24 protein-coding genes are annotated in these 26,021 nt (G+C 55.7%); 10 read left to right on the forward strand and 14 right to left on the reverse strand.

The genetic code is table 11. From position 1 onward, the window contains the following. Positions 1-63: 63 nt before the first annotated feature. Complete coding sequence (locus AACY09_RS09240) at positions 64-1,290, forward strand: NRAMP family divalent metal transporter (RefSeq protein ID WP_339487436.1); 1,227 nt, start codon at positions 64-66, stop codon at positions 1,288-1,290. Between the two features lie 74 nt (positions 1,291-1,364). Here AACY09_RS09240 and AACY09_RS09245 read toward each other — a convergent pair whose 3' ends face one another. After that, the gene (locus AACY09_RS09245; protein ID WP_339487437.1) at positions 1,365-1,904 is read right to left on the reverse strand and encodes a YaeQ family protein; all 540 of its coding nucleotides are present in this window, start codon (positions 1,902-1,904) and stop codon (positions 1,365-1,367) included. A gap of 222 nt (positions 1,905-2,126) precedes the next feature. Between AACY09_RS09245 and AACY09_RS09250 the strand changes: the two genes are divergently transcribed. Further along, entirely contained in the window at positions 2,127-2,837 is a 711-nt protein-coding gene (locus AACY09_RS09250) for an endonuclease I family protein (RefSeq protein ID WP_339487438.1), read from the forward strand. 1 nt (position 2,838) lies between these two features. On the opposite strand, the gene AACY09_RS09255 is transcribed toward AACY09_RS09250, so the two are convergent. Beyond that, complete coding sequence (locus AACY09_RS09255; RefSeq protein ID WP_339487439.1) at positions 2,839-4,209, reverse strand: aminotransferase-like domain-containing protein; 1,371 nt, start codon at positions 4,207-4,209, stop codon at positions 2,839-2,841. Between the two features lie 132 nt (positions 4,210-4,341). Between AACY09_RS09255 and AACY09_RS09260 the strand changes: the two genes are divergently transcribed. The 4 genes from AACY09_RS09260 to AACY09_RS09275 are packed head-to-tail and all read left to right on the forward strand — an operon-like array spanning position 4,342 to position 8,467. Next, positions 4,342-5,628, forward strand: a complete 1,287-nt coding sequence (locus AACY09_RS09260) for a hydroxymethylglutaryl-CoA reductase, degradative (RefSeq protein ID WP_339487441.1) — start codon at positions 4,342-4,344, stop codon at positions 5,626-5,628. A gap of 5 nt (positions 5,629-5,633) precedes the next feature. Next, on the forward strand, positions 5,634-6,548 hold the full coding sequence (locus AACY09_RS09265; RefSeq protein WP_339487867.1) for a hydroxymethylglutaryl-CoA lyase: 915 nt from the start codon (positions 5,634-5,636) through the stop codon (positions 6,546-6,548). Positions 6,549-6,608: 60 nt separating this feature from the next. Next, on the forward strand, positions 6,609-7,085 hold the full coding sequence (locus AACY09_RS09270; RefSeq protein WP_339487443.1) for a hypothetical protein: 477 nt from the start codon (positions 6,609-6,611) through the stop codon (positions 7,083-7,085). Further along, positions 7,085-8,467 carry a tripartite tricarboxylate transporter permease gene (locus AACY09_RS09275; RefSeq protein WP_339487444.1) on the forward strand — a complete coding sequence of 461 codons (1,383 nt, stop codon included), beginning with the start codon at positions 7,085-7,087 and terminating at the stop codon, positions 8,465-8,467. The genes AACY09_RS09270 and AACY09_RS09275 overlap by 1 nt, the downstream gene beginning before the upstream one ends. A gap of 63 nt (positions 8,468-8,530) precedes the next feature. On the opposite strand, the gene AACY09_RS09280 is transcribed toward AACY09_RS09275, so the two are convergent. Further along, the gene (locus AACY09_RS09280) at positions 8,531-9,442 is read right to left on the reverse strand and encodes a LysR substrate-binding domain-containing protein (protein WP_339487445.1); all 912 of its coding nucleotides are present in this window, start codon (positions 9,440-9,442) and stop codon (positions 8,531-8,533) included. Between the two features lie 178 nt (positions 9,443-9,620). Here AACY09_RS09280 and AACY09_RS09285 point away from each other — a divergent pair, with 178 nt between their 5' ends. Continuing rightward, a complete protein-coding gene (locus AACY09_RS09285) occupies positions 9,621-11,084 on the forward strand; it encodes an amidase (RefSeq protein WP_339487446.1) in 1,464 nt (487 codons plus the stop codon). 49 nt (positions 11,085-11,133) lie between these two features. After that, a complete protein-coding gene (locus AACY09_RS09290) occupies positions 11,134-12,450 on the forward strand; it encodes a short-chain fatty acid transporter (RefSeq protein WP_339487447.1) in 1,317 nt (438 codons plus the stop codon). Between the two features lie 50 nt (positions 12,451-12,500). Here AACY09_RS09290 and gtfA read toward each other — a convergent pair whose 3' ends face one another. From gtfA to xerD, 5 genes are all read right to left on the reverse strand, one after another. Then, positions 12,501-13,943 (reverse strand): sucrose phosphorylase, encoded by a 1,443-nt coding sequence (gtfA, locus tag AACY09_RS09295; protein WP_339487448.1) that lies wholly within the window; start codon positions 13,941-13,943, stop codon positions 12,501-12,503. Between the two features lie 201 nt (positions 13,944-14,144). Further along, the gene (gene thrC, locus AACY09_RS09300; RefSeq protein WP_339487449.1) at positions 14,145-15,554 is read right to left on the reverse strand and encodes a threonine synthase; all 1,410 of its coding nucleotides are present in this window, start codon (positions 15,552-15,554) and stop codon (positions 14,145-14,147) included. An 11-nt stretch (positions 15,555-15,565) separates the two neighbouring features. Continuing rightward, the gene (locus AACY09_RS09305) at positions 15,566-16,870 is read right to left on the reverse strand and encodes a homoserine dehydrogenase (RefSeq protein ID WP_339487450.1); all 1,305 of its coding nucleotides are present in this window, start codon (positions 16,868-16,870) and stop codon (positions 15,566-15,568) included. A 113-nt stretch (positions 16,871-16,983) separates the two neighbouring features. After that, positions 16,984-17,712, reverse strand: a complete 729-nt coding sequence (gene dsbC / locus AACY09_RS09310) for a bifunctional protein-disulfide isomerase/oxidoreductase DsbC (RefSeq protein ID WP_339487451.1) — start codon at positions 17,710-17,712, stop codon at positions 16,984-16,986. Between the two features lie 81 nt (positions 17,713-17,793). Then, the gene (gene xerD / locus AACY09_RS09315; RefSeq protein WP_339487452.1) at positions 17,794-18,690 is read right to left on the reverse strand and encodes a site-specific tyrosine recombinase XerD; all 897 of its coding nucleotides are present in this window, start codon (positions 18,688-18,690) and stop codon (positions 17,794-17,796) included. Between the two features lie 143 nt (positions 18,691-18,833). Here xerD and AACY09_RS09320 point away from each other — a divergent pair, with 143 nt between their 5' ends. Next, a complete protein-coding gene (locus tag AACY09_RS09320) occupies positions 18,834-20,705 on the forward strand; it encodes a cation:proton antiporter (RefSeq protein WP_339487453.1) in 1,872 nt (623 codons plus the stop codon). A 60-nt stretch (positions 20,706-20,765) separates the two neighbouring features. Here AACY09_RS09320 and AACY09_RS09325 read toward each other — a convergent pair whose 3' ends face one another. The 6 genes from AACY09_RS09325 to ffh all read right to left on the reverse strand — a co-directional run bounded on the left by AACY09_RS09325 (position 20,766) and on the right by ffh (position 24,945). Next, positions 20,766-21,185: an acyl-CoA thioesterase gene (locus AACY09_RS09325; RefSeq protein WP_339487454.1), complete on the reverse strand. Its 420-nt coding sequence runs from the start codon at positions 21,183-21,185 to the stop codon at positions 20,766-20,768. A gap of 207 nt (positions 21,186-21,392) precedes the next feature. Beyond that, positions 21,393-21,743, reverse strand: coding sequence for a 50S ribosomal protein L19 (gene rplS / locus AACY09_RS09330; RefSeq protein WP_010484685.1), 351 nt, complete (start codon positions 21,741-21,743; stop codon positions 21,393-21,395). Positions 21,744-21,785: 42 nt separating this feature from the next. Then, complete coding sequence (gene trmD / locus AACY09_RS09335; RefSeq protein ID WP_339487456.1) at positions 21,786-22,538, reverse strand: tRNA (guanosine(37)-N1)-methyltransferase TrmD; 753 nt, start codon at positions 22,536-22,538, stop codon at positions 21,786-21,788. Between the two features lie 5 nt (positions 22,539-22,543). Then, positions 22,544-23,080 carry a ribosome maturation factor RimM gene (gene rimM / locus AACY09_RS09340; protein WP_339487457.1) on the reverse strand — a complete coding sequence of 179 codons (537 nt, stop codon included), beginning with the start codon at positions 23,078-23,080 and terminating at the stop codon, positions 22,544-22,546. Positions 23,081-23,086: 6 nt separating this feature from the next. Beyond that, positions 23,087-23,338, reverse strand: a complete 252-nt coding sequence (rpsP, locus tag AACY09_RS09345; RefSeq protein WP_010484678.1) for a 30S ribosomal protein S16 — start codon at positions 23,336-23,338, stop codon at positions 23,087-23,089. 227 nt (positions 23,339-23,565) lie between these two features. Beyond that, positions 23,566-24,945: a signal recognition particle protein gene (gene ffh / locus AACY09_RS09350; RefSeq protein ID WP_339487459.1), complete on the reverse strand. Its 1,380-nt coding sequence runs from the start codon at positions 24,943-24,945 to the stop codon at positions 23,566-23,568. 272 nt (positions 24,946-25,217) lie between these two features. Between ffh and AACY09_RS09355 the strand changes: the two genes are divergently transcribed. Further along, positions 25,218-26,018 carry a cytochrome C assembly family protein gene (locus AACY09_RS09355; RefSeq protein WP_339487461.1) on the forward strand — a complete coding sequence of 267 codons (801 nt, stop codon included), beginning with the start codon at positions 25,218-25,220 and terminating at the stop codon, positions 26,016-26,018. Positions 26,019-26,021: the final 3 nt, after the last annotated feature.

Here is a 26,021-nt window from a genome sequence, read left to right on the forward strand (position 1 = left end):
CAATTTTTACTGCACCCGTTTTCTAACAACGCCCTGCCAAACTCCAAAAAAAAGAAGGTAATCATGCAACCTACGGCAAGCACCCTCGACACCGCCCCCGGGCACCAGCGTAGCGTTATGCGCGGCGCGATCTTCATCATGGCGACTTCATCGATTGGGCCAGCATTCCTCACCCAGACCTCGTTGTTTACCGCCAAATATATGGCCAGCTTTGCGTTTGCCATTCTCATTTCCTTGCTGATCGATATCGGCGCCCAACTGAATATCTGGCGCGTGCTCAGCGTGTCCAACTTGCGTGGCCAGGACGTCGCTAACAAAGTATTGCCAGGCATTGGCCATCTGGTTTCCGGGTTTATCGTGCTCGGCGGTATTGCCTTCAACATCGGCAACATCGGTGGCGCAGGCTTGGCCATGAATGTGCTGTTTGGCGTGCCACCCGTGCTGGGCTCAATCATCGCCGCCGTCGCCATTATCGGTATTTTCATGATGCGCAACGCCGCGCGAGTCATGGATAAAGTCATGCAACTGCTGGGGCTGGTGATGCTGTGCATGATCGGCTACGCCATGCTGCAGTCCAATCCGCCGTTGCTTGAGGCCTTGTCCCAGAGCATCAACCCGGATGATCCAATGCTCTTGCTGCTGCCCATCGTGACCTTGGTCGGCGGTACTGTCGGCGGTTATATCTCCTTCTCTGGCGGCCACCGTCTGGTGGACGCTGGAATCACCGGTATCGAAAACGTCAAGGCAGTCACCCGCGCGGCCGTTATCGGTATTGCCACCACCGGTGTGGTTCGGGTTTGCCTGTTCCTTGCCGCACTGGGCGTGGTCAGTCAGGGCTTGATTCTGGACCCGGGCAACCCCGCTGCTTCGGTGTTCTCTCACTCAATGGGCACCATCGGCTATAAAGTATTCGGCATTGTGTTGCTCGCAGCCTCGATCACCTCGGTGATTGGTGCGGCCTACACCAGCGTTAGCTTTATGTACTCCCTGCATGAAGGCATCAAGCGTCATAACCAACGCGTGGTGATCGCCTTTATCGTCTGCTCAACCCTGATTTACAGCTTGGTTGGCCAACCAGTGAAAGTGTTGGTGGTGGCCGGCACGCTTAACGCCTTGGTGCTGCCACTGGCGCTGGGTTGCATTCTGATTGCAGCGAAGAAGCCGAATATTGTCGGCAAGGACTACCACCACCCCAACTGGATGCTCGGTTTCGGCATTCTGGCGGTCGTTGCGACCTGCGTCGGCGTGGTGCTGTCGTTTGATTCGTTTATCAAGTTCTGGATGTCTTGATTGCGCCATGGTGACTAAGCGGTGAAACACCTGAGGGAGAACAGGCGCTGTTCTCCCTCAGCATTACGTATGGGTTAGCGCTCGCCTTTGAGCCATTCCATTGGGATCTCGTGCTGACCGCGCTCATCGGTGACAAACAGCTCACCGTCGCTGATCATCACGCTCCAGTTCAACGCACGTGGCATATCCAGCGCCAAATCGGCCAACGCTTCCTGCCCCAGCGCGACCACATTGATGTTCTTCAAGTTCAGCACTGGCGCCAGCACCTTGGTTTGCCATACGCGCAAGCTGCCATAAGCCACCAGACTGAATTTCTCGGTGCGTCGTGAGCACCAGGTCATGCGATCGCTATCTGGCTGGCCGACTTCGATCCAGTGCAGTACACGGTCATCCAGGCTTTTTTCCCGCAAGGCCGGCTCATCAACATCTGATAAACCACGACCAAAGGCCAACTTCTCGTCATAAAACAGGGCATAGGCAATCAGGCGCACAGCCAAACGTTCTTCTGTCTCCGATGGGTGCCGGGCAACCGTGAAGCGCAAGTTCTGGTAAACCCCGCGATCGATATCGGTAAGGTTCAACTCGATTTTGTACGTTGTGGAAGGCAGGGCCATGGGCGAGCTTCTTGGCTGATCAAATAGGCGGCAAGTCTACCCGATGCAGGCTGCGCACGTTAGGGCCATGAGCAATGGCTGATGGGTGGAAGCTCAGAATCACCCGCAGCCCTCATTGGCAGCCACCTCCAAAAAAATATTTTTTCAGTAGATACAAATACTTATCCAGCCTTGGCAAATACTCAACGGTTGTTATGATGCGACGCATTTGGACGCCGTTGTATGTTTGTTCGCTTGATTATCAGCCTGGCCTGCCTGCTCGTGTGCAGCAGCCTTTGGGCCAACCCGCCGCGCACATTTAGCGAAGCAAAGAAGATCGGCTGGAAGCTCTACGCCAAGCAATCGACCGAGTTCTATTGCGGCTGTAAATTCAGCGGCAAGCAGATCGACTTGAAGAGTTGCGGCTATATCCCACGGAAAAACCGCAACCGCGCTTCACGCATTGAATGGGAACACATTGTCCCCGCATGGGAAATCGGCCACCAGCGCCAATGCTGGCAAAAAGGCGGACGCAAGAATTGCTCAAAAAGCGACGCTGTCTACAAGCGCGCGGAGGCTGACCTGTTCAATCTGGTTCCCGGCATCGGAGAGATCAACGGTGATCGCAGCAACTACCGCTATGGCTGGCTGCCACAAGCGCCGAGCCAATATGGCGCCTGCCAGATGGTGGTGGACTTCAAAGCCCGGGTCGCGATGCCGCGCAAATCAGTTCGCGGCATGATCGCCCGCACCTACCTGTACATGAGCGACCGCTACAAACTGCGTTTATCGAAAAAGAACCGGCAACTCTACAACGTCTGGAATCGCACCTACCCGGTTAAAAACTGGGAGCGCCAACGCAACCAGTTACTCGGCTGCGTAATGGGCTGGAGCAACCCCTATGTCGGCAACTACAACCCCAAGCAATGTTCGGCTGGCCTGATTCAGCTCTGACTCATGGATTGCTGAGTACGGCCTTAAGCAAGGGGTCATTCAGATAAGCCACGTTGAGTCGGGTCCAAGGGTTAACCCCTGACTGCTCAGGTGAAAAAATATGCCCGGGGGCGATCATAAAGCCTTTGGGCAGCAATTGACGGGTCAATTCACGGGCATCATCGATGCGGCCTATTCTGGCCCAAAGGTACAGGCTCTGCTCAGGACGAAAAAACACTTGCGCGCCTATCTCATCGAGCATCTGCAGACCAGCCTCTGTTGCGGTTTTGAGCCGTTCTTGCAAGCGAATCAAGTGCCTTAGAAAGTGGCCTTCAGCCAAAATCACATCGACAATGCGCTCACTAAACTCAGACGAGCTGGTGTGCAGCAGCATCTTTAAATCGCCCAACTCATCAATGACCTCTTTGCTACCGGCGATAAAACCGACGCGCAAGGCTGCCGAGATTGACTTGGAAAAACTGCCGACATACAGCGAGTTTTCGAGCTGGTCCAGAGCGGAAACCTTTATTGCCGATGCAGGCTTAAAATCAGCCATGGCGTCATCATCGACCAGGATGAAGTTGTGCTCTTGCGCCAACTGAACCAACCGGTGCGCCTTGCTCGGTGAGATGTCCGACCCTGTCGGGTTATGCCCCACTGACTGAAGAAAGAACAACTTGGGCCTTTCAAGCCGCAGAAAGCGTTCCAGCACTTCAAGATCCGGCCCGTCTGGCAGCCGGGGCACAGGCAACATCCGCGCGCCTTGCAATTGTAATTTGCCAAACAAAGGGTAATAGCCCGGGTCTTCAACCAGCACACTGTCCCCCGCGGCAATGAAGCGGCGGATGATCAAATCCAGTGCGTGATTGGCCCCGTGGGTGGTTACGATCTGCCGCGGTTTGACCGCAATCGAATAGCTTGCCAGTTTCTGCGCCAAATGCTGGCGCAAACTTGCATTGCCCAAGCGGTTGCCGTAGCGAAACAGAGTCGTTACCTCAGTGCGCATGACTTGCCGGGTGAACTTGTCCAGCCGCATATCCATCAGCCAGTCGACAGGCGGGAATCCCTCACCGAGTGGCGACTGACTCGGCTCACGCACAAACTGCTGACGCATCAACCAAATGGTGTCCATGGCCCGTGCGTAGGGCTGCGGTTCTTCCGGCTCATTGCTGACGGGCGCTTGCTTGACGAAAAACCCCAGGCCATGGCGCGCTTCAACCAGGCCCTGTGACGCCAACTGTTCATAGGCGTTGATCACCGTGTTTTTTGAATAACCAAACAGGCTGATGCTTTCACGCAGCGAGGGTAAACGGTCGCCTTCGCGATAGGTGCCATTGGTGATCTGCTCAGCCAGTGTGTTAGCGAGCTTCTGGGCCAAGGTCAGACGCAGCATGGGGTAGGTTCCTGCACAAATTACCGCCGGGAGTACAGCTATGCACTGTTTGCGCTTACTGTACCTTTTTTATGGTTACAGTCCGAATTAAGGTGAATTCAATCGAAAATAATAACTGCAACAGGATTGACCATGCGTATTGATTCTCGCCTTCCAAAATTCCGCAACATGAGCCCGGCCGAGCGCTTGGCCAACCTGCAAGCATTACTGCAACTGCCAAACGAAGATGTTGCGCTGTTAAGCGAAGCAGGCGCTCTGCCGCTGGAGATCGCCGACGGCATGATCGAGAACGTAATAGGCAAGTTCGAACTGCCTTATGCCTTGGCAAGCAACTTTCAACTCAATGGCAAAGACATTATCGTGCCACTAGTGGTTGAGGAGCCCTCGGTCGTGGCTGCCGCCTCTTTTATGGCAAAGCTGGCCCGTGAAGCGGGCGGTTTCATGACCTCAAGCAGCTTGCCGCTGATGCGCGCGCAGGTGCAGATCGTCGAAATTTCCGACCCGTTCAATGCCCGCCTCAGCCTGATGCGCCGCAAAGACGAGATTATTGAACTGGCCAACCGCAAGGACCAACTGCTCAATAGCCTGGGCGGCGGTTGCCGCGATATCGAAGTGCATACCTTTGCCCAGAGCCCGCGTGGCCCGATGCTGGTTGCGCACCTGATCGTCGATGTGCGCGATGCCATGGGGGCTAACACCGTCAATACCATGGCCGAGGCAGTCGCCCCGCTGATGGAAGAAATCACCGGCGGTAAAGTTCGCCTGAGGATTCTCTCCAATCTGGCCGACCTGCGCTTAGCCCGCGCTCAAATCCGTATCGCCCCTGAAGTGCTGACAACAGCGGAGTACAAGGGTGAGGACGTGATTGAAGGCATTCTCGATGCCTACAATTTCGCCGTGGTTGACCCTTACCGCGCCGCCACACACAACAAAGGCATCATGAATGGCATCGACCCGCTGATTGTGGCCACCGGCAATGATTGGCGCGCGGTTGAGGCTGGCGCACATGCCTATGCCTGTCGTAACGGGCATTACGGCTCGTTAACCACGTGGGAGAAGGACGCCAAGGGCCATCTAGTCGGCACCTTGGAAATGCCAATGCCGGTTGGCCTGGTCGGTGGCGCAACCAAAACCCATCCGCTGGCCCAGTTATCGCTGAAAATCCTCGGCGTCAAAACCGCCCAGGAACTGGCCGAAATTGCCGTCGCAGTGGGTTTGGCGCAGAACTTAGGGGCATTACGCGCGCTGTCTACCGAGGGCATTCAGCGCGGTCACATGGCCCTGCATGCGCGCAATATCGCACTGTCTGCCGGTGCCCGTGGTGAAGAAGTCAGCTGGCTGGTCAAGCAGATGGTCGAGGCGCGGGATGTGCGCTCAGATAATGCCAGCGAACTGTTGAAACAGAAGCGAGCGCAGTAATGGCAATGGCCGAGGCCAATTCGGTTCGCGTGGTAGAAGTCGGTGCGCGGGACGGTTTACAGAACGAAGCACTCACCCTCTCGGCAGATATGCGCGTGCAACTGCTGACCCGCTTGGCGGATGCTGGCCTGCGCACGCTGGAAGCCGGGGCATTTGTATCGCCCCGCTGGGTGCCGCAGATGGCGGGCTCCGATCAAGTGTTCAAGCGACTGCCCGAGCGTCCAAGCGTCACGTGGACGGCTTTGGTACCTAATCTGCAAGGTCTGGAAGCGGCCCTTGATGCAGGTTGCCGAGAGGTCGCGGTGTTCGTCGCGGCCTCGGAGGCGTTTTCGCAAAAGAACACCAACTGCTCAATTGCCGAGAGCCTGGATCGCGTGCAGGCGGTCATGGTTCGTGCGCGCGAAGCCGGGATTCAAGTGCGCGGCTATGTCTCCTGTGTATTGGGCTGCCCGTTCACCGGCCAAGTAAAGCCCGAAGATGTCGCAGCGATTAGCGCATCCCTCTATGAGATGGGCTGCTATGAGATCAGCCTCGGCGACACCATTGGCACCGGCACTCCGACAGCAACCAAAGTCCTTATCTCGACCTGCAGCCAGCAGATTCCGCTGCATGCCCTTGCAGGACACTTCCATGACACTTATGGCATGGCAATCGCCAATATTTACGCGGCTATCGAGGCGGGGGTTCGGGTCTTCGACAGCTCGGTCTCCGGGCTGGGCGGCTGCCCTTACTCGCCGGGTGCAACCGGTAATGTCGCCACCGAAGACCTGATCTACCTGCTCGATGGCTTGGGCCTCAAGCACGGTGTAAACCTTGAGTCACTGATTGAAACCGGCGTTTTTATAAACGCTGCGTTAAACCGCAAAACAAGCTCCAGTGTTGCTCGCGCATTACTCACTAAAAAGATAATGGGGGTCTGAGTTCAGCCGCAGCTGTTGATTAATAACAATAAGAGCCCGCAAGGGCACAGGAGAATTCCATTGAAGCCGGATCTATACGAAGTCTGGGGCGACACAGTAAACGGTCGCCACCTGACCTATGCCATTGCCATTGGCGCGGTCGTTAGCTTAAGCGCGTTCTTTGTTGCCCAGTCGCTGCTCGTCAACTGGGTCGACTCGCCGCAAATGGCCCGCGCGTACGCCATGCTAATCGGGATTGTTGGCTGCCTCGTGGGGGGCGCCATCAGTGCGAAGCTGTTCAAACCTAAACGGCATGTCGTCGAACACGAAGCCGATCCTGCCTGGCGAGCGGAAGTACTCAAAGAGCTGCAAAGCGAATTCGGTGATCTTGGCCGAATCAGCGACCTGCCCGCTGAAACAGTGGCGGAGCTGCATGAGCTCGACCTCTATGAGCTGTTCGCCGACTATGAAAAATCGCTGACAAGCGCAGCGCCAATGCCTTCCACTTCAGAGCACACGCCAAACGCCGCCGAGCCCCACACTGGAGCGACACAATAATGCCTTTACTCGATCAAATCATGATTGCACTGGGCATGGGCATTCTCGGCGCCATCATTTTTGCTGGCATCGGACTGATCTCTGGCAGTGACGAAACCACCACCCTCGCCCCCTTGACCTTGCTCGTTGTATTGCTCGGTGTACCTGCTCCCGGCGTCCTCACCTTCTTTTTAGCGGGCGCGGTAGCCAAGCACATGACCCACGCTGTACCCACAGCATTGCTGGGCATTCCGGGTGACACCATGGCAACCCCGTTAATGCGCGAGGCCAATTTTCTGCGCAACTTGGGTGTGCCTCACATTGCTTTGCGCAAAATGATCTCTGGCGCTGTGATTGCGGCATTGCTCGCTGTGCCCATGGCCGTGCTCTTTGCGGTGTTGCTGACCCCATTTGGCGACATCATCAAACACGCCGCACCTTGGGTGTTTCTGGCTGCCGCAATCGCCATTGCCTGGTTTTCGAAAGGTCGCCTTGCAGCAGTCCTGACCCTGATTCCGTTCGTCATGATCATCGTCGGCTTGCAAACGCTTACCGCGCAATACGGGGTAAAACTGAGCGTCAGTTATTTTCTCGGCATCGCCATTGGCCCGTTGATCGCCGCGCTGTTTTCCATGCTTGCGCCGGCTGAAAGAGACAAAATGCGCCGCGATGAAGTGCGGACCTTTTCCCTCTCACCCGATGTGAAAAGCTGGGGCGGTTTTTTCCCCAATCCACTCAAGGTGCTGGATAAAAAACAAAGCTGGTGGACCGCCGCGACCGCGACAATATCCAGCGCCACTTTTGTCTTCAGCCCCGTGGCAATGACGGTCATTCTTGGCGAAGTGGTCGGCGCACGCGTCAAGCATGTTTACCACCGCTTAACCACAGTCATCACGGCGAGAAACGGTGTCACCGAGGCCACTTACATTGCCGAAGCACTGATCCCGCTGATCGCCTTTGGCCTGCCACTGAGCCCGGTAGCGGCTGGCCCTGCCGCCCCCCTGTTTAATGCACCGCCGCGCTTCACCGTTGAAAACGCCAGCGGCCAGGTGGAAAACCTGCACACCCTGCTGACGACTTGGGAATTTCTCGGCTACGGCATGCTGGCCGTGGTGATCGCGATCCTGATCGCCTACCCATTCACCATGAATTACGCCCATAAAGCCGCCTCCTACGTGTCACGCAAAATCAGCCACGAGGCGGTGATCGCAACCTTTGTCGGCCTGATTCTGGTCATTGGCATTTGGGAAGGCGGCCTGCTGGGGTTATTGGTGATTGTCACCATCGGCCTGCTCGGCGGATTTCTGTCGCGCTTTCTGGGCTTTAATATCGGTGTGCAGTTTATGGGGTTTTACACCGCCGTACTCACAGTACCCGCGCTGGTCGCAATGCTGGGCTCTTGATTGGGCGCGGCAATATGCCGGCGACATGGGCGCTAAATCGATGTCGCCGGCTGCCCCTCCTGATTAGACAGAAGCCTTGGGAACGGCCGCGGGGAATTCTCTGGCCAGGATAGACTGCAGCCAACCCTCAAACCACTCCATATCCGCGCTGCGGGGTCCTGCCGGAATCAATAACTGATAACTTTCTAACCGCACCTGCTGGGGCAACGGACGAACTAATTGGCCTGACTCAAGCTCTTTGCGCACTAGAACGTCATTGGCCAAGGCAACACCCGCGCCCGCCTCGGCCATCGACAAAGCATGGTCATTACTCACGTAACCCACCTCCGAACTGACTCGCAATTGATGATTATTCGCCTCTAGCCAAGCGTTCCACCACTCACCCTCGTCGACGTGAATCAATTCATGCTGCACCAGATCATCAATACTGCGCAGAGGTCCATGGGAGTCCAAGTATTCAGGTGAGCACACTGGGAACACCTGTGGTCGCAGCAACATCACTTCGCTCTGAGAAAACTCTCCGGGCATGCCGTAGACAATACCCAGGCTAAACACATTGGCATCGACTTCAGTGAAGGTAGGGTTCGGTTCAATGGCCACCTTTAGCCCTGGCCGCTCCTGGCGCAACGACTCCAAATGCGGCATCAACCAACGCTTGGCAAATGCTGGAACCACCAAAATCTTCAGCCAACGCGCAGAACCTCCAGGTGTGAGCTCCAGGCTGGCCTCGGCAATTTGCTGCAAGGCGATCGACACTTTGTCGAAATAACGCTGCCCAGCAGGGGTCAAGCTAACCCCGCGTGATGTGCGTTCAAGCAATTGCACGCCAAGCCAATCTTCCAGCAAGCGCACATGGCGGCCGATTGCTGGTTGAGTCACATGCAGTGATTTAGAAGCGGCAACATAGCTACCCAGGCGCCCCGCCGCCTCAAAAGCACGTACTGCGTTAAGCGGTGGCAGGCGGGTTGTAGTCATAACGGCCTTTGATTAGCTATTAGTTTTATTAACAGCAACAGTAACCAAATTGAGCTTTTCCCTCAACTGCAATGTGGCGACACTCCGGGGTAAGCACTCAGGCGCGCTGCCGTTCAGGCCTGCGCCGCGCTTGAGTGAGAATGCTCTCCTTCATAACGACTTTCTTGAGCGAGCCTTAATGAGCAATAACCCCAATATCAGCGAACTCGTCCAACTTCAGGCCCATGAACTGGCTGAACGTATCCGCTTGCGCCAGGTGTCCTGTCGTGAAGTGATGAGTGATTACCTGGCGCATATTGAGCGTTTTAATCCGGCGGTAAATGCCATTATCAGCTTGCAACCGGCCGATGTGTTGCTGGCTCAGGCAGATGAATGCGACGCCGAACTGGCGCGCGGTGAATACCGCGGCTGGATGCATGGCTTGCCCCATGCGATCAAAGATTTGTCACTGACCAAGGGCATCCGCACGACGGCGGGCTCACCCTTGTTGCGCGACTTTATTCCTGAACGCGACGGCATCATGGTCGAGCGTATTCGTGGTGCCGGTGCCATTATCATCGGCAAGACCAACACCCCAGAATTTGGCCTCGGCTCACACAGCTATAACACTGTATTCGGGGTAACGGGGTGCGCCTATGACCCGAGCCTCACTGCCGGTGGTAGCAGTGGCGGTGCCGGTGCAGCGCTGGCTCTGCAACTGGTGCCTGTGGCCGACGGCAGTGACATGATGGGCTCGCTGCGCAACCCGGCCGCGTTCAACAACGTCATAGGTTTTCGGCCCTCCCAAGGCCGCGTGCCCTTCGATGACAGTGCCGACTACTTTGTCGATCAGCTTGGCTACGAAGGCCCGATGGGCCGCAGCGTGCGCGATGTTGCCATGCTGCTTTCAACACAGGCTGGCAGCGATCCACGTTCGCCGCTGTCAATCAGCGAGTCAGGGGCCCAGTTCGCTGGCTCACTTGAATGCGATTTCAAAGGCGCAAGGCTGGGCTGGCTAGGCGACTTCAACGGCTATTTGCCAATGCAGGCTGGGGTGCTTGATTTGTGCAAGCGCGCCCTTGGCGACTTTGAGGCGTTGGGCTGCCATGTCGAAGATGCCCGCACCGACTATGCACCTGAGAAACTCTGGAAAACATGGTGCACCCTGCGCCATTGGCTGGTAGCCGGCTCGCTCAGCGGTCGTTATGCCGACCCCAGACAGCGCGAGCAATTGAAGCCCGAAGCCTGCTGGGAAATTGAAGGCGGGCTGGCACTTTCGGCTATGGACGTGTATCAGGCATCAGCGGCAAGAACCGACTGGTTCCGCGCAATCAGCAAACTGTTCGAGACGTACGACTATCTGCTGCTGCCTAGCGCGCAAGTGTTCCCATTCGACAAAACACTGGATTGGCCGAAAGATATCGCAGGCGTTGCAATGGATACCTATCACCGCTGGATGGAGGTGGTGATCCCCGGAACGCTCTCCGGCTGCCCAGTGGCCAATGTGCCGGTTGGCTTCAGTGAACAAGGCTTGCCAATGGGCATGCAGATTATCGGCAAGCATCAAGCCGATATGGCAGTTCTGCAATTGGCCCATGCCTATGAGCAAGCCACCCAGTGGTATCAGCGCTGCCCGCCACCGCTGCTCGGCAGCGGAGGCTGAAGCCAAGAACTTATACACTGCGCATTAATAAAAACAAAAGGGCTCCTCGATGGAAGCGATAACCAATTTTTTTGTAAGAATCGTACAACGCTACTTACCCAGTGCTTTTCTACTGGCCGTACTGCTGACCTTTATTGTGCTGTTAATGGGCGTGGGCCTCACCAGCCAATCGCCAATGGCGATGGCGCGTTACTGGGGCGACGGCTTCTCCAAGCTGTTCAACTTCGGCATGCAAATGGTCTTGGTGCTCATGACAGGCTACGTGCTTGCCTTGAGCCCCGCGGTTCAGGCAATGCTCAGTGGGCTGACCAAGCATGCCAGCACCCCCAAGCAAGCCCTGGTTCTGACCATTGTGGTCAGCTTTGTTTGCTATTACCTCAACTGGGGGTTTGGCATGGTGGTCGGCGCTATTCTTGCCCGGGAGATGGGCAAGCGCGTGGCGATTCATTTTCCGCTACTGGTGGCAGCCGCTTACGGCGGAGAACTGGTGCGCGGTCCATCCTCGTCGATTCCGCTGGTCATCGCGACGCCGGGCCATTTCATGGAGGATGCAATCGGCATTATTCCGGTCTCACAGACCCTGTATTCGACCTGGAATATCATTCTCACCCTGTTGTTGCTGGTCTTGCTGATCGGGTTCTTTTTGCTGCAAAAGCAGCCGAAGGACATCATCCGTTTGCACGATACTGACGAAGAAACGCAAGACGATATGCCAGCAAGTAAAAAGGACATGGTGCCCTCGGACCGTCTTGAACACAGTCGCTGGCCCTTGTTTCTATTGGGTTGTATCGCGGCGGCGTACCTGGTTGGACACAGCATCGAAAAAGGCTTCAGCGTAAACCTCAATACCGTCATCCTGATCTTTCTCACCGCGGGTTTAGTCTTGCATAAGAACTCAGCCTCCTACATGAAGGCGGCAAGCAAGGCCGTTACGGCCGGCAGTGGCATTATCGTGCAATTTCCGCTCTACGCCGGCATCGCTGGCATGATGACGGGCTCTGGTTTGGTCACTGAGTTCTCAGAGGCGATCATCCACATCGCCACGCCGGAAACCTTTCCGCTGCTGACATTCCTCTGCGCAGGCATCGTCAATTTCTTTATTCCATCCGGTGGTGGTCAGTGGGCCATTCAAGGCCCGATTATGATGAACGCTGCCCACGCCTTGGGCGCCGACCCGGCGCAAACCATTATGGCCTTTACCTGGGGTGACGGTTGGACCAACCAAATTCAACCATTCTGGGCGCTGCCACTGCTCGGTGTTGCCGGGCTCTCCGCTCGCGACATCATGGGGTATCTGATCATTTGGCTGGGTATTTCTGGCATTGCGATTGGCGGCACATTCGTCGTGGTATCGATGCTCTCCTAGCTCACTACACGCACATACAAAAAGGGCTCATTCAGTGAGCCCTTTTTGTTTTAGCACTGCATTTCCATCTCACAACAACCTTCGACATCGCGGTAGTTGATCACTGCTGTCTTGGCTTTCAAGTCGATGTCCAACCGGCAATAAAACTCGCCATGGCGCCAGCCCATCAAGACCCTGCTATCGATTGATGAATTGAGCTCGAAGCGACCTTCGAATGCCGGATAGTGGCTGCGAAACCGCATCAGTTCGAGCAGCCGTTGAACCACTGGCCGCTGCATCTGCTCCTCGATTTCAGCAAAGCTGTAGTAGTGGCGGTTGATATCACGCGCCTCCCCTTCACTTTCCAGCAACTCATAGTCATTGGCGCCAGCCAGCAGCCCGACGTAATACACCTGCGGGATTCCCGGGGTGAAGAACTGGATGGCACGGGCGACGATATAGGCGTCGTCATCACATTGCAGGGCTTCATAGAAGGTGCAAGTCAGTTGATAGATGGCGCCGACGCTGTGCACATTCACCGCCGAGCGACGCATGATCGGATCGGCACTGCGCTCAGACACATTGGCGATCAATGCCTTGATCTGATCATCCGGCAGCACGCCTTCCACATCGGGAATACAAATACCGTCGTGTGTGTCGAGCACCGTCACCTGATTACGCGGACACATGCGTAGCCAGTTCTTTAGGTATCGACTGCTGCCCTCAAGCAGGCAATGCAGCATCAAGGGCGGTAAAGCAAAGGCGTAAGGGCGCATGCCACGCCGGGAGATTGCGTACTGATAGCTGGTGTGATCATGCACTTCAGGCAGGGTTTCGGCGCCGTATTTCTGCGTGGTATCGCGGAACCATTCGAGAATCCGATAGACCTCAGGCTCCACCAAAAAGCAGCTGCTACCGATGCGCTTGGTGGTGTAGCCGAATGCATCAAGCCGGAACAACTTGACCCCGCGTGCGGCGAGAAAGGCAATGTAACCTTCCATCAGTTGGTAGGTGTGGGCAGCCGTGTAATCCAGATCAATTTGTTGTTCGGTGAAGGTACACCAGACGCGACCGCGCTCACCGTTGGCAAATTGCACCTCGCGAAATGGCTCTTTTTCTTTACGAATATGGATCAGCGACAGATCTTCCGCGCTGATAGGGCCCATCCGGTCAACTTGAACGAACAAATCTGCATAGGCAGAGGCCGCCCCGTTTTTCAGGAAGTCCTTGAACTCGACCGACTCATCGGAAATGTGGTTGATGGTCAGGTCCAGGCACAGGTCATAGCGCGCGGTGATGCGTTCAACATCAGCCCAGGTACCAAATGCAGGATCAACTTCGGCGTGCGTCAGCGGAGAGAAACCGCTGTCGGCATTGGATGGATACAGCGGCAGAATATGCACACCGCCAATGGCATCGCCCACATAGCGATCGATAACGGTGTAGAGGTCAGCGAGGTTGTTGCCCAAACGATTGGGATAACAAATTAGCTGGACAGCATTACGCAGCGACATGGCAGCCCCCTTCCAGTTCAGCCCTTCCGGGCAGTACACGAAAACGCCCCCAGGCGACGGCTTTCGATGCGATGTCTTCTACCCTAGCAAGTATCGCCCAGACAGTTGATAAAAAATTGGGTAAGAATGTAAATGACGACCACAAAAAAGGCCGGGACCCTAAGGTTTCCGACCTTGTTTAAACGCTAAAGTGCAAATCGCTTACAGTGGTTTACCGCGATTGCCGTGAGCAGTCACGAAGTCCTGCACCGCTTTCAAGTCATTGGCAAGCACAGTGCAGCGCTCTTCACGCTCAAACAGATCAAGCAAGTGAGGCGGCAATGCCGGAGCCTGGCCAACATTGGCCTTCTCGACCGCCTCCGGGAATTTAACCGGATGTGCAGTACCGAGAATAACCATGGGCACGCTCAGGCTGCGACGGCACTCACGTGCGGCCCTGACCCCAATTGCCGTGTGCGGATCAAGCAACTCACCGCATTCCTTGTAGACCTCGGCGATGGTCTCGCAGGTCGCGGTATCATCCACTGCCAGTGAATCAAACAACTTTCGGGTTTCAGTCCAGCGGTCTTGCTCAACGCTGAAACCACCGCCCTTCTTGAAATTGGCCATTAGCTCGGCAATGGCAGCGCCATTACGCCCGTGCATATCAAACAAAAGGCGCTCGAAGTTCGACGACACCATGATGTCCATGGACGGCGACAGCGTTGGGTGCAGAGTGTCTTTGACGTACTGATTGCCGCTCATAAAGCGGTGCAGGATGTCATTGCGGTTGGTTGCAACAATCAGCTGGCTGATTGGCAAGCCCATATTGCGCGCCAAGTAACCGGCAAAGATGTCCCCGAAGTTGCCGGTTGGCACCGAGAAGGCCACCGAACGCGCTGGACCACCGAGCTGCAGCGACGCATGGAAGTAGTAAACGATCTGCGCCATGATCCGCGCCCAGTTGATCGAGTTAACCGCGACCAGACGCGTGCCTTTGAGAAAGCTCTGGTCAGCAAAGCTGTCCTTGATCATCTCCTGGCAGTCATCGAAGTTACCTTCGACGGCGATGTTGTGAATATTATCGCCGGCGATGGTGGTCATTTGCCGACGCTGCACTTCGGAGACACGCTTGTGCGGGTGCAGAATGAAAATATCGACGTTTTCACACCGACGGCAACCCTCGATCGCTGCAGAGCCTGTGTCGCCGGAGGTTGCCCCCATGATAACCACACGCTCGCCGCGCTTTTCCAGCACGTAATCAAGCAAGCGACCGAGCAGCTGCAAGGCGAAGTCCTTGAATGCCAAGGTTGGGCCGTGGAACAGCTCCAACACCCACTCATTGCCGTTCAGTTGACGCAGGGGTGCAACGGCATTGTGGGCGAAGACGCCGTAAGTCTCTTCAAGGATTTTCTTGAAGTCTGTATCTGGAATGCTGCCCGTCACGAACGGACGCATCACGCGGAAGGCCAGTTCGTGGTAAGGCAAACCCGCCCAGGAGGCAATTTCTTCCTGAGTAAAGCGCGGTAGATTCTCCGGCACATACAGGCCGCCATCACTGGCCAGACCGGCCAGCAATACATCTTCAAAATTCAAGGCCGGTGCCTGGCCACGGGTGCTGATATAACGCATAACGATTTCCCTTAGACCAGTTGTTCGACGCGGATACGCACAACGTTGCCAGCAATGTCATCCAGCGCTTCAAGCGCGGTGATGGCTTCATCAATTTGCGACTCAACGACACGGTGGGTGACCAGAATCATGGGCACCAGACCGTCATGCTCTTCGACTTCTTTCTGCATGATCGATTCGATATTAATACCGCGAGCCGAGAGGATACTGGCCACTTGCGCCAGGACACCCGGACGGTCTTTGGCCTGAATGCGCAGGTAATACGCGCTCTCGCAGGCATTGATCGGCAGGATCGGATGATCAGACAGCGAGTCCGGCTGGAAAGCCAGATGCGGTACATGGTTGGTCGGATCAGTGGTCAGAGCGCGAACCACGTCAACCAGATCTGCAACCACTGACGAAGCCGTAGGCTCCATACCCGCACCGGCACCGTAGTATAGGGTTGAACCTACTGCATCGCCATTCACCATAACAGCGTTCATCACGCCATTAACATTGGCGATCAGACGATCAGCCGGGATCAGCGTTGGGTGCACGCGCAGTTCGATGCCCGCCTCGGTACGACGCGCCACGCCCAGGTGCTTGATGCGATAGCCCAAGGCGTCTGCGTAGTTGACGTCAGCCGTGGTCAGCTTGGTGATGCCTTCGGTGTACGCCTTGTCGAACTGCAGCGGAATGCCAAAGGCAATCGACGCCAGAATGGTCAGTTTGTGCGCCGCATCGATGCCTTCAACGTCAAAGGTCGGGTCGGCTTCGGCATAACCCAGCTCCTGAGCTTCGGCCAGCACATCAGCAAATGCACGGCCCTTCTCACGCATCTCGCTGAGAATGAAATTGCCAGTGCCATTGATAATGCCCGCCAGCCAGTTGATACGATTGGCTGCCAAGCCCTCACGGATCGCTTTGATTACCGGAATGCCACCGGCAACAGCCGCTTCAAACGCGACGATCACACCCTTCTCACGGGCCTTGGCAAAAATCTCATTGCCATGCACGGCAATCAGCGCCTTGTTGGCGGTGACCACATGCTTGCCGTTTTCAATGGCCTTGAGCACCACTTCACGGGCGATAGTGCTACCACCAATCAGCTCAACCACCACTTCAATTTCGGGGTTGCTGACCAACTCGAAGACATCGTTGGTAATTGCAGTGCCGGTTGTATCGCATTGCGGGTTAGCTGAACGCTGCGCAATTTGCGCCACTTCAATACCACGCCCTGCACGTCGCGCGATTTCTTCGGCGTTACGCTTGAGCACGTTGAATGTACCGCCACCGACAGTACCTAAACCACAAATGCCTACTTTGACCGGTTTCACACTGAACTCCCATCTGTACTGCACAAAACGACCGACTCATAAGTCGGTCGCAAAAAAGACAGCCGCACATTACGAAGCGGCTGAGTATTAGTCAATCTGCCCCGCCACAGTAATTACTGGGCGGCAAGTGCCTGCGGACCCAGCTGAGCAGCAGGCTGATAACCTGGGATCAACTGACCATTGGCAAGCACCACGGCTGGCGTACCACGTACACCAATGGACTGCCCCAACGCGAATTGTTTGGAGACAGGGTTGGCGCAGGCTGCAGCCGAAATATTGTCGCCTTCAACCATTTTATCCATGGCCTCGCGGCGATCTTTGGAACACCACACCGCTTGCAGCTGCTTATCTCCCGCCGAGCCGAGCCCCTGACGTGGGAAAGCAACGTAGCGCACCTCGATACCTTGCTTGTTCAGCTCTGCCACTTCGCCGTGCAACTTGTGGCAATACGGGCAGGTGGTGTCGGTGAACACGGTGACATGGGTCTTGGCCTTGCCAACAGCTGGGTAAACCACCATTTCCGCTTGTGGAATACCGTTGATGACCTTGGCGATGCCTTGGCTTTCCGCTTTTTCGGTCAAGTTAACCGGGGCGCCATTCTGCATCTGGAACAAATAGCCCTGCATAACGAACTGACCGTCGGCGCTGGCATAGATGATCCGGCCGCCTTCCAGCTTGACTTCATACAGGCCTTTAAGCGGACTTGCGGCAATGCTTTCTACCGGCACGTCAATCTGCAAGGTATCTAGGGTTTTGCGGATAGCCTGTTCAGCTTCGTCGGCAAACGCCATGCTGCTCAATAATGCCAGCGCAGCAGTCGCAATAATTCGGGTTAAGCGCATGTGTTCTCCTACAGAGCAGCGCGAATTTCGGAGGCTGGAGACTACCATAATTCAGCGGTTGCGGGACCGTGCCATAAGCGCTTATCCACGGGGATGGTGAACCGCGTGCAGCTCTTGCAGACGAGCACGAGCGATGTGCGTGTAAATTTGCGTAGTCGACAGATCACTGTGACCCAGGAGCATCTGTACCACGCGAAGATCAGCGCCATGGTTAAGCAAGTGGGTGGCAAATGCGTGGCGCAAGGTATGTGGCGACAACGACTTGGCGATGCCTGCGACCTTGGCCTGATGCTTGATTCGGTGCCAAAAGGTCTGGCGGGTCATTTGCTCGCCCCGAGAGCTGGGGAACAGTACGTCACTGGGCTTGCCATCGAGTAAGAACGGTCGCGCTTCCTTGCTGTAACGCTCGATCCACACAATCGCTTCTTCGCCGAGCGGCACCAAGCGCTCTTTGCTGCCTTTACCAAATACCCGAATCACACCTTGGCGCAGATTAACCTGCTCACGCGTCAAGCTAATCAATTCGGTCACCCGCAAACCACAGGCGTAGAGCACCTCAAGCATGGCACGGTCGCGCAAGCCAATAGGGTCATCCAACTCGGGTGCCGCCAACAACGCCTCGACATCGGCCTCAGACAGCGACTTGGGCAGCGGGCGGCCCAACTGCGGCAAGTCAATCTGCAGAGTCGGGTCTTGAGTGATCAGGCCCTCGCGCAATAAGTACCGATAAAACCCCCGCAGGCCGGATAAAAACCTGGCCGTTGAGCGCGCCTTGTAACCTTCATTCAAGCGCCAGGCCAAGTGATCTAGAATCACATCACGACCAGCAGCTTCCAGGGTCAAGCCACGCGCCTCAAGCCAGCCATTCAAGTGAGTCAAATCACTGTGATAAGCGTCACGCGTGTGCACGGAAAGGCCTTTTTCGAACCATAATGCTTCAAGGAATCGATCAATCAGCGGATGTTCTAGCGTGGACATATGCAACTGCTTTAATGTGGCGGCGCTTTAGGGATCTCCTGAAAAAAGTAGCGAGCGACGAGAGCCTATCGAGCGCAGTAGTTTTTCAGAGGTTCCTTAGTTTTCCATAGCCGGTAACGCTATACCAGTGACAAGGAGTCCTGATGAACGAAACACAAATTTTATTTGCCATCGGAGGCATAGGTGCAGCCGCTTTGGCCAGCCAATGGCTAGCCTGGCGCCTGCGCTTGCCGGCAATTCTATTTCTGCTGCTCAGTGGTCTACTGGCAGGCCCTATTACCGGGATTCTTGACCCTGAAGCCCTGTTCGGCGACCTGCTCTTCCCGCTGGTATCACTGGCGGTCGCGCTGATCCTGTTTGAAGGCAGCCTGACCCTGCACATGTCCGAGTGGAAAGAGATCGGCACCGTGGTTCATCGGCTGGTGACATGGGGCGCGCTTATCACTTGGGCAGTGATCGCCTGCGCCACTCATTACCTGCTCGGTTTTAGCTGGGAGTTGGCGCTGCTGTTCGGCACCCTGACGCTGGTCACCGGCCCCACGGTTATTGTGCCCATGCTGCGCGTGGTGCGGCCTAAAGCCTCGATTGCCAACATCCTGCGCTGGGAAGGCATTGCCATTGACCCCATTGGCGCGCTCCTTGCCGTTGTGGTGTTCAGCTTTATCGTTAGCGTCAAGGATGGCAGCCCTTGGGGCCACAGCCTCTCAACATTTGGCGCGGTGATAGGAACCGGCGCTCTGCTCGGCGTCATAGGTGGCTGGCTTTTTGGCCAAGTGCTCAAGCGTCACTGGCTGCCGGAATACCTGCACAACCTCGCCTCTTTGGCCGCAGTGCTGGGCATTTTCATTACCTCCAACCAACTAATGCACGAGTCTGGCCTGCTCGCCGTGACGGTCATGGGTATGTGGCTGGCCAACATGCGCGGTGTGGATGTTCGGCAAATCCTTCACTTCAAGGAAAACCTCAGCGTCTTGCTGATCTCCGGGCTATTTATCCTGCTCGCGGCGCGCTTGGACCTCAAAGCTCTGATCGCACTTGGCCCGGTAACCTTGGTGCTGCTGGCGATTATCCAATTTATCGCCCGCCCACTGAGTGTATTTGCCTGCACCCTGGGCTCGAACCTGAATTGGCGTGAACGCAGCTTGCTCGCCTGGATCGCACCGCGCGGCATTGTGGCGGCAGCGGTTTCAGCAATCTTCGCCCTGCGCCTGCAAGAGGCTGGCGATCAACAAGCAGTGTTACTCGTCCCCCTGACCTTTCTAGTGATTATCGGCACCGTGGTGCTGCAAAGCGCCACGGCGCGACCACTGGCACGCTTGCTGAAGGTCGCTGAACCCGCGCCAAGCGGCTTCTTGATTGTAGGTGCCAACCCTGTTGCCCGCGCCATGGGTAAAGCCCTGCAGAGCCTTGGCAATAGAGTTTTGCTGACCGATTCCAGCTGGGAAAACACCCGTGCCGCACGCATGGCCAACCTGCCCGCCTACTTCGGCAACCCCACCTCGCAGCATGCCGAAGCCAATATGGACTTGGTCGGATTGGGCCACTTGATTGCTCTGTCGCCATCCAGCGAACTCAACGCCCTGGCCTGCATGCATTTCCGCCACGACTTTGCGGCGAAGAATCGCTTCACCCTACCCTCCGGCAATGACAGTCGACGCTCAGACAAGCACCGCAGCAGTGACGGTGTGCGTGGCCGCTGCCTCGGCAGTGAAGCCATCAGCTTTCCGCAGTTCGCCAGCCGCCTGAGCAAAGGCGCAGAGATCCGCACGACCACATTGAAAGCAGCATTTGGCTGGCAGGAATATCAAGAGCTACACGGCGACAGCGCCTTGCTGCTGATGGCCAGGGACCCTAAAGGCTGGATCCACGTCGCCACGCACCCGCTGGACTTTGAACCTGAAGCAGGCTGGACGCTGGTGTCACTGATTGATGAAGAATCGCCAGAGGCGGCTGCAGCCAGAGCTGAGAAAGCAGAAAAAATCGTCAGCGAAATTGCCATCGACGGCGCCAGTTAACGCGTCTGGAGGCACGAAAAGGGCGCCAACTCAGGCGCCTTTTTCGTGTCGAGCCAACGCTTATGCGTCTTGGGGGAAGCCCGGCAACACGGGCACTGGACGCTTATCGTCATCGATCGCAACGAAGCTGAACACGCCACTGATCGCGCGCTCGACGCCATCTTGGTACATATTTTCGACGAAGACTTCGACCTCAACCTTGAGGCTGGTATTACCGACTTTGATCACGCGGCCGACCAACTCAACGATCGATCCCGCAGGAATCGCATGATTAAAGTCGATGCGATCGGTAGACACCGTAACCAGTGAACGCCGGCAAAAGCGTGTCGCAGCAATAAAAGACACCTCATCCATCCACGCCAATGCAGTGCCGCCAAACAGCGTGTTGTGGTGATTGGTGGTCGGCGGAAACACGGCTTTGGCGACGCGAGTCGTAGAGAGTTCGGTGCGACGCTGAATTTCTTGCTCACGAGCAGTCATGTAATACGGCCTGTGGTTAGGTGCTGAGGGAATAGTTGCATGATTAAGCATAGGACCTTGGTGAGACAACATGACGCGTGTGCACCGTGGCTCGGCGCGAATACTCACTCTCAAACAGTTTGAGGGGTAAAAGCGCCATTCAACTTATAAGCAATCCTGAAACGAAAAAGGCAGCCCGTAGGCTGCCTTTTTTCAAAGAAAAACGTCTTACGACAGTTTTTCCTTGATGCGTGCTGCTTTACCCGACAGGTCACGGAGGTAGTAAAGCTTAGCTTTACGAACGTCACCGCGACGCTTAACGGCCAGGCTGTCAACCAGCGGGCTGTAAGTCTGGAAAGTACGCTCAACACCTACACCGTTGGAGATCTTGCGAACAGTGAAAGCACTGTTCAGACCACGGTTACGCTTGGCGATTACGACGCCTTCGAAAGCCTGCAGACGCTGACGGTCGCCTTCCTTAACTTTTACCTGAACGACAATGGTGTCGCCCGGTGCAAAAGGAGGGACTTCTTTGCTCATCTGCTCAGCTTCGATCTGCTGAATGATTTTGTTGGTCATGCTGCGCTCCTAAGACAAGCGGTCTGGCTTGTCATCGATACATTAACTATCGTCCCGCTGGCGGATGTATTCCTCCAGCAGCTTGTTCTCTTCCCCAGAAAGCGAGCGGCTATCCAGAAGATCAGCGCGTCGTTCGTGCGTCCTACCAAGGGACTGCTGCAAACGCCAGCGCCGGATATGTTCATGGTTGCCGCTAAGCAGCACCTCAGGAACACGCTTATCCGCATACACCTCCGGGCGGGTGTAGTGCGGGCAGTCAAGTAAGCCATCCGTAAAGGAGTCTTCCTCGGCCGAACCTGCATGACCTAATGCTCCAGGCAAAAGGCGCGTTACCGCATCGATCAGAACCATGGCTGGCAGCTCACCGCCAGACAGGACGTAATCCCCAATCGACCATTCTTCATCTACATGCGCTTCAATAAAGCGCTCATCGATGCCTTCGTAGCGACCTGCGATGAGGATAAAAGCCTCTTCGTTTGCCAGTTCGCGTACTGCTGACTGAGTCAGCTGGCGACCTTGCGGCGAAAGGTAAATCACCTTCGCTTTTTCACCTGCGGCGTGCTTGGCGTCGAGCAAAGCATCCTCAAGCGGCTTGATCTTCATCACCATGCCAGGACCGCCACCAAAAGGTCGATCATCAACAGTGTGATGTCGATCGCTGGTGTAGCTCCGCGGATTCCAACAAGTAAGCTGCAACAGCGCTTGTTTCACCGCACGACTGGTAATGCCATATTCGCTGATGGCAGCAAACATTTCCGGGAACAACGTAATCACTTCAACGCGCAAGCTAGGCATAGCGCTTAGAAGTCCGCATCCCAGTCAACCCGCATTTCGCCAGCACTCAAATCAATCGACAACACACATTGCTCTGTATAGGGCAACAGGCGTTCGCGATCATCAAGGCTGTCGGCGCAGGCTTTGACCACCATCACATCGTTGGCACCGGTCTCAAACAGATGGTCAATCTTGCCGAGCAACTGCCCTGCCTGATCAATCACCTTAAGACCTTCCAACTGATACCAGTAGAACTCGCCATCGGTTAGTTCCGGTAATTGGTTGCGAGGCACGCAAATCTCAAAGCCGGCGTAAGTACGCGCAACTTCGCGATCGTCGAGACCTTTCAACTTCGCTACCAGGACCTTGCCTTGCAAGCGCCCACTAGCCACTTCAACTTGCTTCACCTCGTTGTCACGCCTAAGCGTCCAACGCGGATAATCGAGCACGTTATCGATTGGGTCCGTAAAGGAATACACCTTCACATCGCCTTTCACGCCATGCACCGATACGATCTTGCCGAGGACAACCAAGTCTTCAGCGGGAGCTGGCGTTGTGCTCATAAATACTTAGGCTGCAGCCTTAGCATTTTCCTTCAGCAGCTGAGCAACACGCTCAGACGGCTGCGCACCCTGGCCAAGCCAGTAAGTAACGCGTTCTTCGTTAACGGACAGCTTGATTTCGTTACCCGATGCAACTGGGTTGAAGAAACCAACACGCTCAACGAAACGACCATCGCGCGCATTGCGGCTGTTGGTCACGGTGAGGTGGTAAAATGGGCGCTTTTTAGAGCCGCCACGGGCTAGACGGATGGTTACCATTAAACTTCGTTCCTGTAGTCGGTGCTGCAAAACTGATAATGCAAGCATCGGGCACTAGGCCCGAAAGGCCGCATATTCTAAGGATAATCCGGTTTTTTGCAAATAACTTTTTGACCCCGCCGGTCGAGGTCGCGGCTCAACATGCCTGCCAAGCCATTCAAACTGCCTCGATCAAACCGCTGAAACGCCCGTTTTAGTGGGCTGCAGCAGCAAATCGAGGCACTGAATTACATCTTGGGCATTCCGCCGCCACCTGGCAACATTCCACCCATACCGCGCATCATTTTTGCCATGCCGCCCTTGGCGGTGAATTTCTTCATCATTTTCTGCATCTGCTTGTGCTGTTTAATCAGCCGGCCGATGTCTTGAACCTGAGTTCCAGAACCCATGGCAATACGGCGCTTGCGCGAACCACTGATCACTTCAGGGTCACGGCGCTCGCCTGGAGTCATCGAGTTAATGATGGCCTCCATTTGTTTGAACTGCTTTTCTGCTGCACCTTGGGCATTGCCCATCTGGGCAGGGTTCATGCCGCCCATTTGCGGCAGCTTATCCATAAGGCCGCCCAAGCCACCCATGTTTTTCATCTGCAGCAACTGATCACGGAAGTCTTCGAGATCGAAGCCCTTGCCCTTCTTCAGTTTCTTGGTGAGCTTGTCGGCCTTATCACGGTCAAGGGTTTGTTCCGCTTGCTCGATCAGGCTGAGTACGTCACCCATGCCCAAGATGCGTGATGCGATACGGTCCGGGTGGAAGGGCTCAAGCGCATCGCTCTTCTCGCCCATACCGATAAACTTGATCGGCTTGCCCGTGATATGCCGCACCGACAGAGCCGCACCACCCCGCGCATCGCCGTCAACCTTGGTTAGCACCACACCGGTCAATGGCAGCGCATCAGCAAAGGCCTTGGCGGTGTTCGCCGCATCCTGACCGGTCATGGCGTCAACCACGAACAGGGTTTCCGCCGGATTGACGGCCGCATGCAGGGCCTGAATCTCAGCCATCATTTCGGCATCAATTGCCAAACGACCGGCGGTATCGACCAGCACTACATCGATATATTTGAGCTTGGCTTCCTGGATCGCCGCCTGTGCGATCGCAACGGGCTTTTGCGTAATGTCGGACGGGAAGAAGGTCACGCCAATATCGTTGGCCAGGGTTTCCAACTGCTTGATCGCCGCAGGGCGATATACGTCAGCCGAAACCACCAAAACGGTTTTCTTTTTACGCTCTTTTAAAAACTTAGCCAGTTTGCCGACGGTGGTGGTTTTACCCGCGCCCTGCAAACCTGCCATCAACACCACTGCAGGCGGTGTGACGTTCAATGCCAAATCTTCGTTGGCCGCACCCATCAGCTCTTCGAGCTCGGCGCGTACGATCTTCACAAACGCCTGACCTGGGGTCAGACTTTTGGACACCTCAGTACCCACCGCGCGATCTTTAACCCGGTTTACGAACTCTTTGACTACCGGCAACGCAACGTCGGCCTCGAGCAAAGCCATGCGCACTTCACGCAGGGTGTCCTGGATGTTTTCCTCTGTCATCTTGGCTTTGCCAGTGACATTTCGCAGCGATTGCGAGAGGCGGTCTGTTAAATTTTCGAACATGCTCGTTCCTTTCAGGTCCAGCTGAACCAACTAGGGTCTGTTGAGGCTTCGTTCACGGCCGTGCCGGAGTCTGCTTTAGTGCGAGGCAAGGCATGAGACACGAAATTTGGTTGTTCCAAATGAGTGTCGAGAAACGCAGTATCGCGCTAAAACTGGCCTGGCCCGCGATTATAACTAACTGTTTGCCACACCGACACCGCTATAGTGGTCTTTCGTGATTTATGCTTTATGTGCCAAACTCAGCGCCTTTCGGGCTTTCCCTACTAGGATTTATGCACCCATTGCTGCCCAGCTTAGCGGCTGCCTGCCTTTACGGCGGCGCTGCAATCTACCAAGGCCTGCGCCTTTCCACGCGCAGCAACCCTGACAAACGCCTGCTAGGCCTGCTTGGCGTGCTCGCGCTGCTATTTCACGGCGGCAGTCTTTTCGTGCAAATGCATCACGATATTGGCATGCAGCTGGATTTCTTCAATGCAGCCAGCCTGATTACCTTCGCCGTGATCACCATCACATTACTGGCCTGCTTGCGCATTCCAGTTGAAAACCTGCTGCTGTTTTTATTTCCGCTGGGCTGCATAACGGTATTACTCGCAGAATTTATGCCCGTCGGCACCATCGACCCCATTAATGAAGCACCCGGCATCATTGCCCACATCCTGCTGTCGATTATTGCCTATGGCATGCTGACGATTGCGGTCTTTCAGGCCCTGCTTGTGTCGATGCAGGATTACCAGCTCAAGCACAAGCACCCATCTGGCCTGACCAAAAACTTCCCGCCGTTGCAGACCATGGAAAGCTTGCTGTTCGGCTTCCTGTGGGCTGGCTGGATCATGCTCTCGTTGTCGCTGTTATCGGGCGCACTGTTCATTGATGACTTGTTTGCACAGCATTTAGTGCACAAAACCATCCTTTCTTGCTTCGCCTGGATCGTCTTCGCCGTACTCCTTTGGGGTCGCCATCAACTTGGCTGGCGCGGACACAAGGCAATTCGCTGGACCTTGGCGGGCTTTTGCCTGCTGATGCTTGCCTACTTTGGCAGCAAGCTGGTTCGCGAATTCATTCTGCACATATAGGTA

This window comes from Pseudomonas sp. EL_65y_Pfl2_R95, from assembly GCF_963971045.1.
GTDB lineage: Bacteria > Pseudomonadota > Gammaproteobacteria > Pseudomonadales > Pseudomonadaceae > Aquipseudomonas.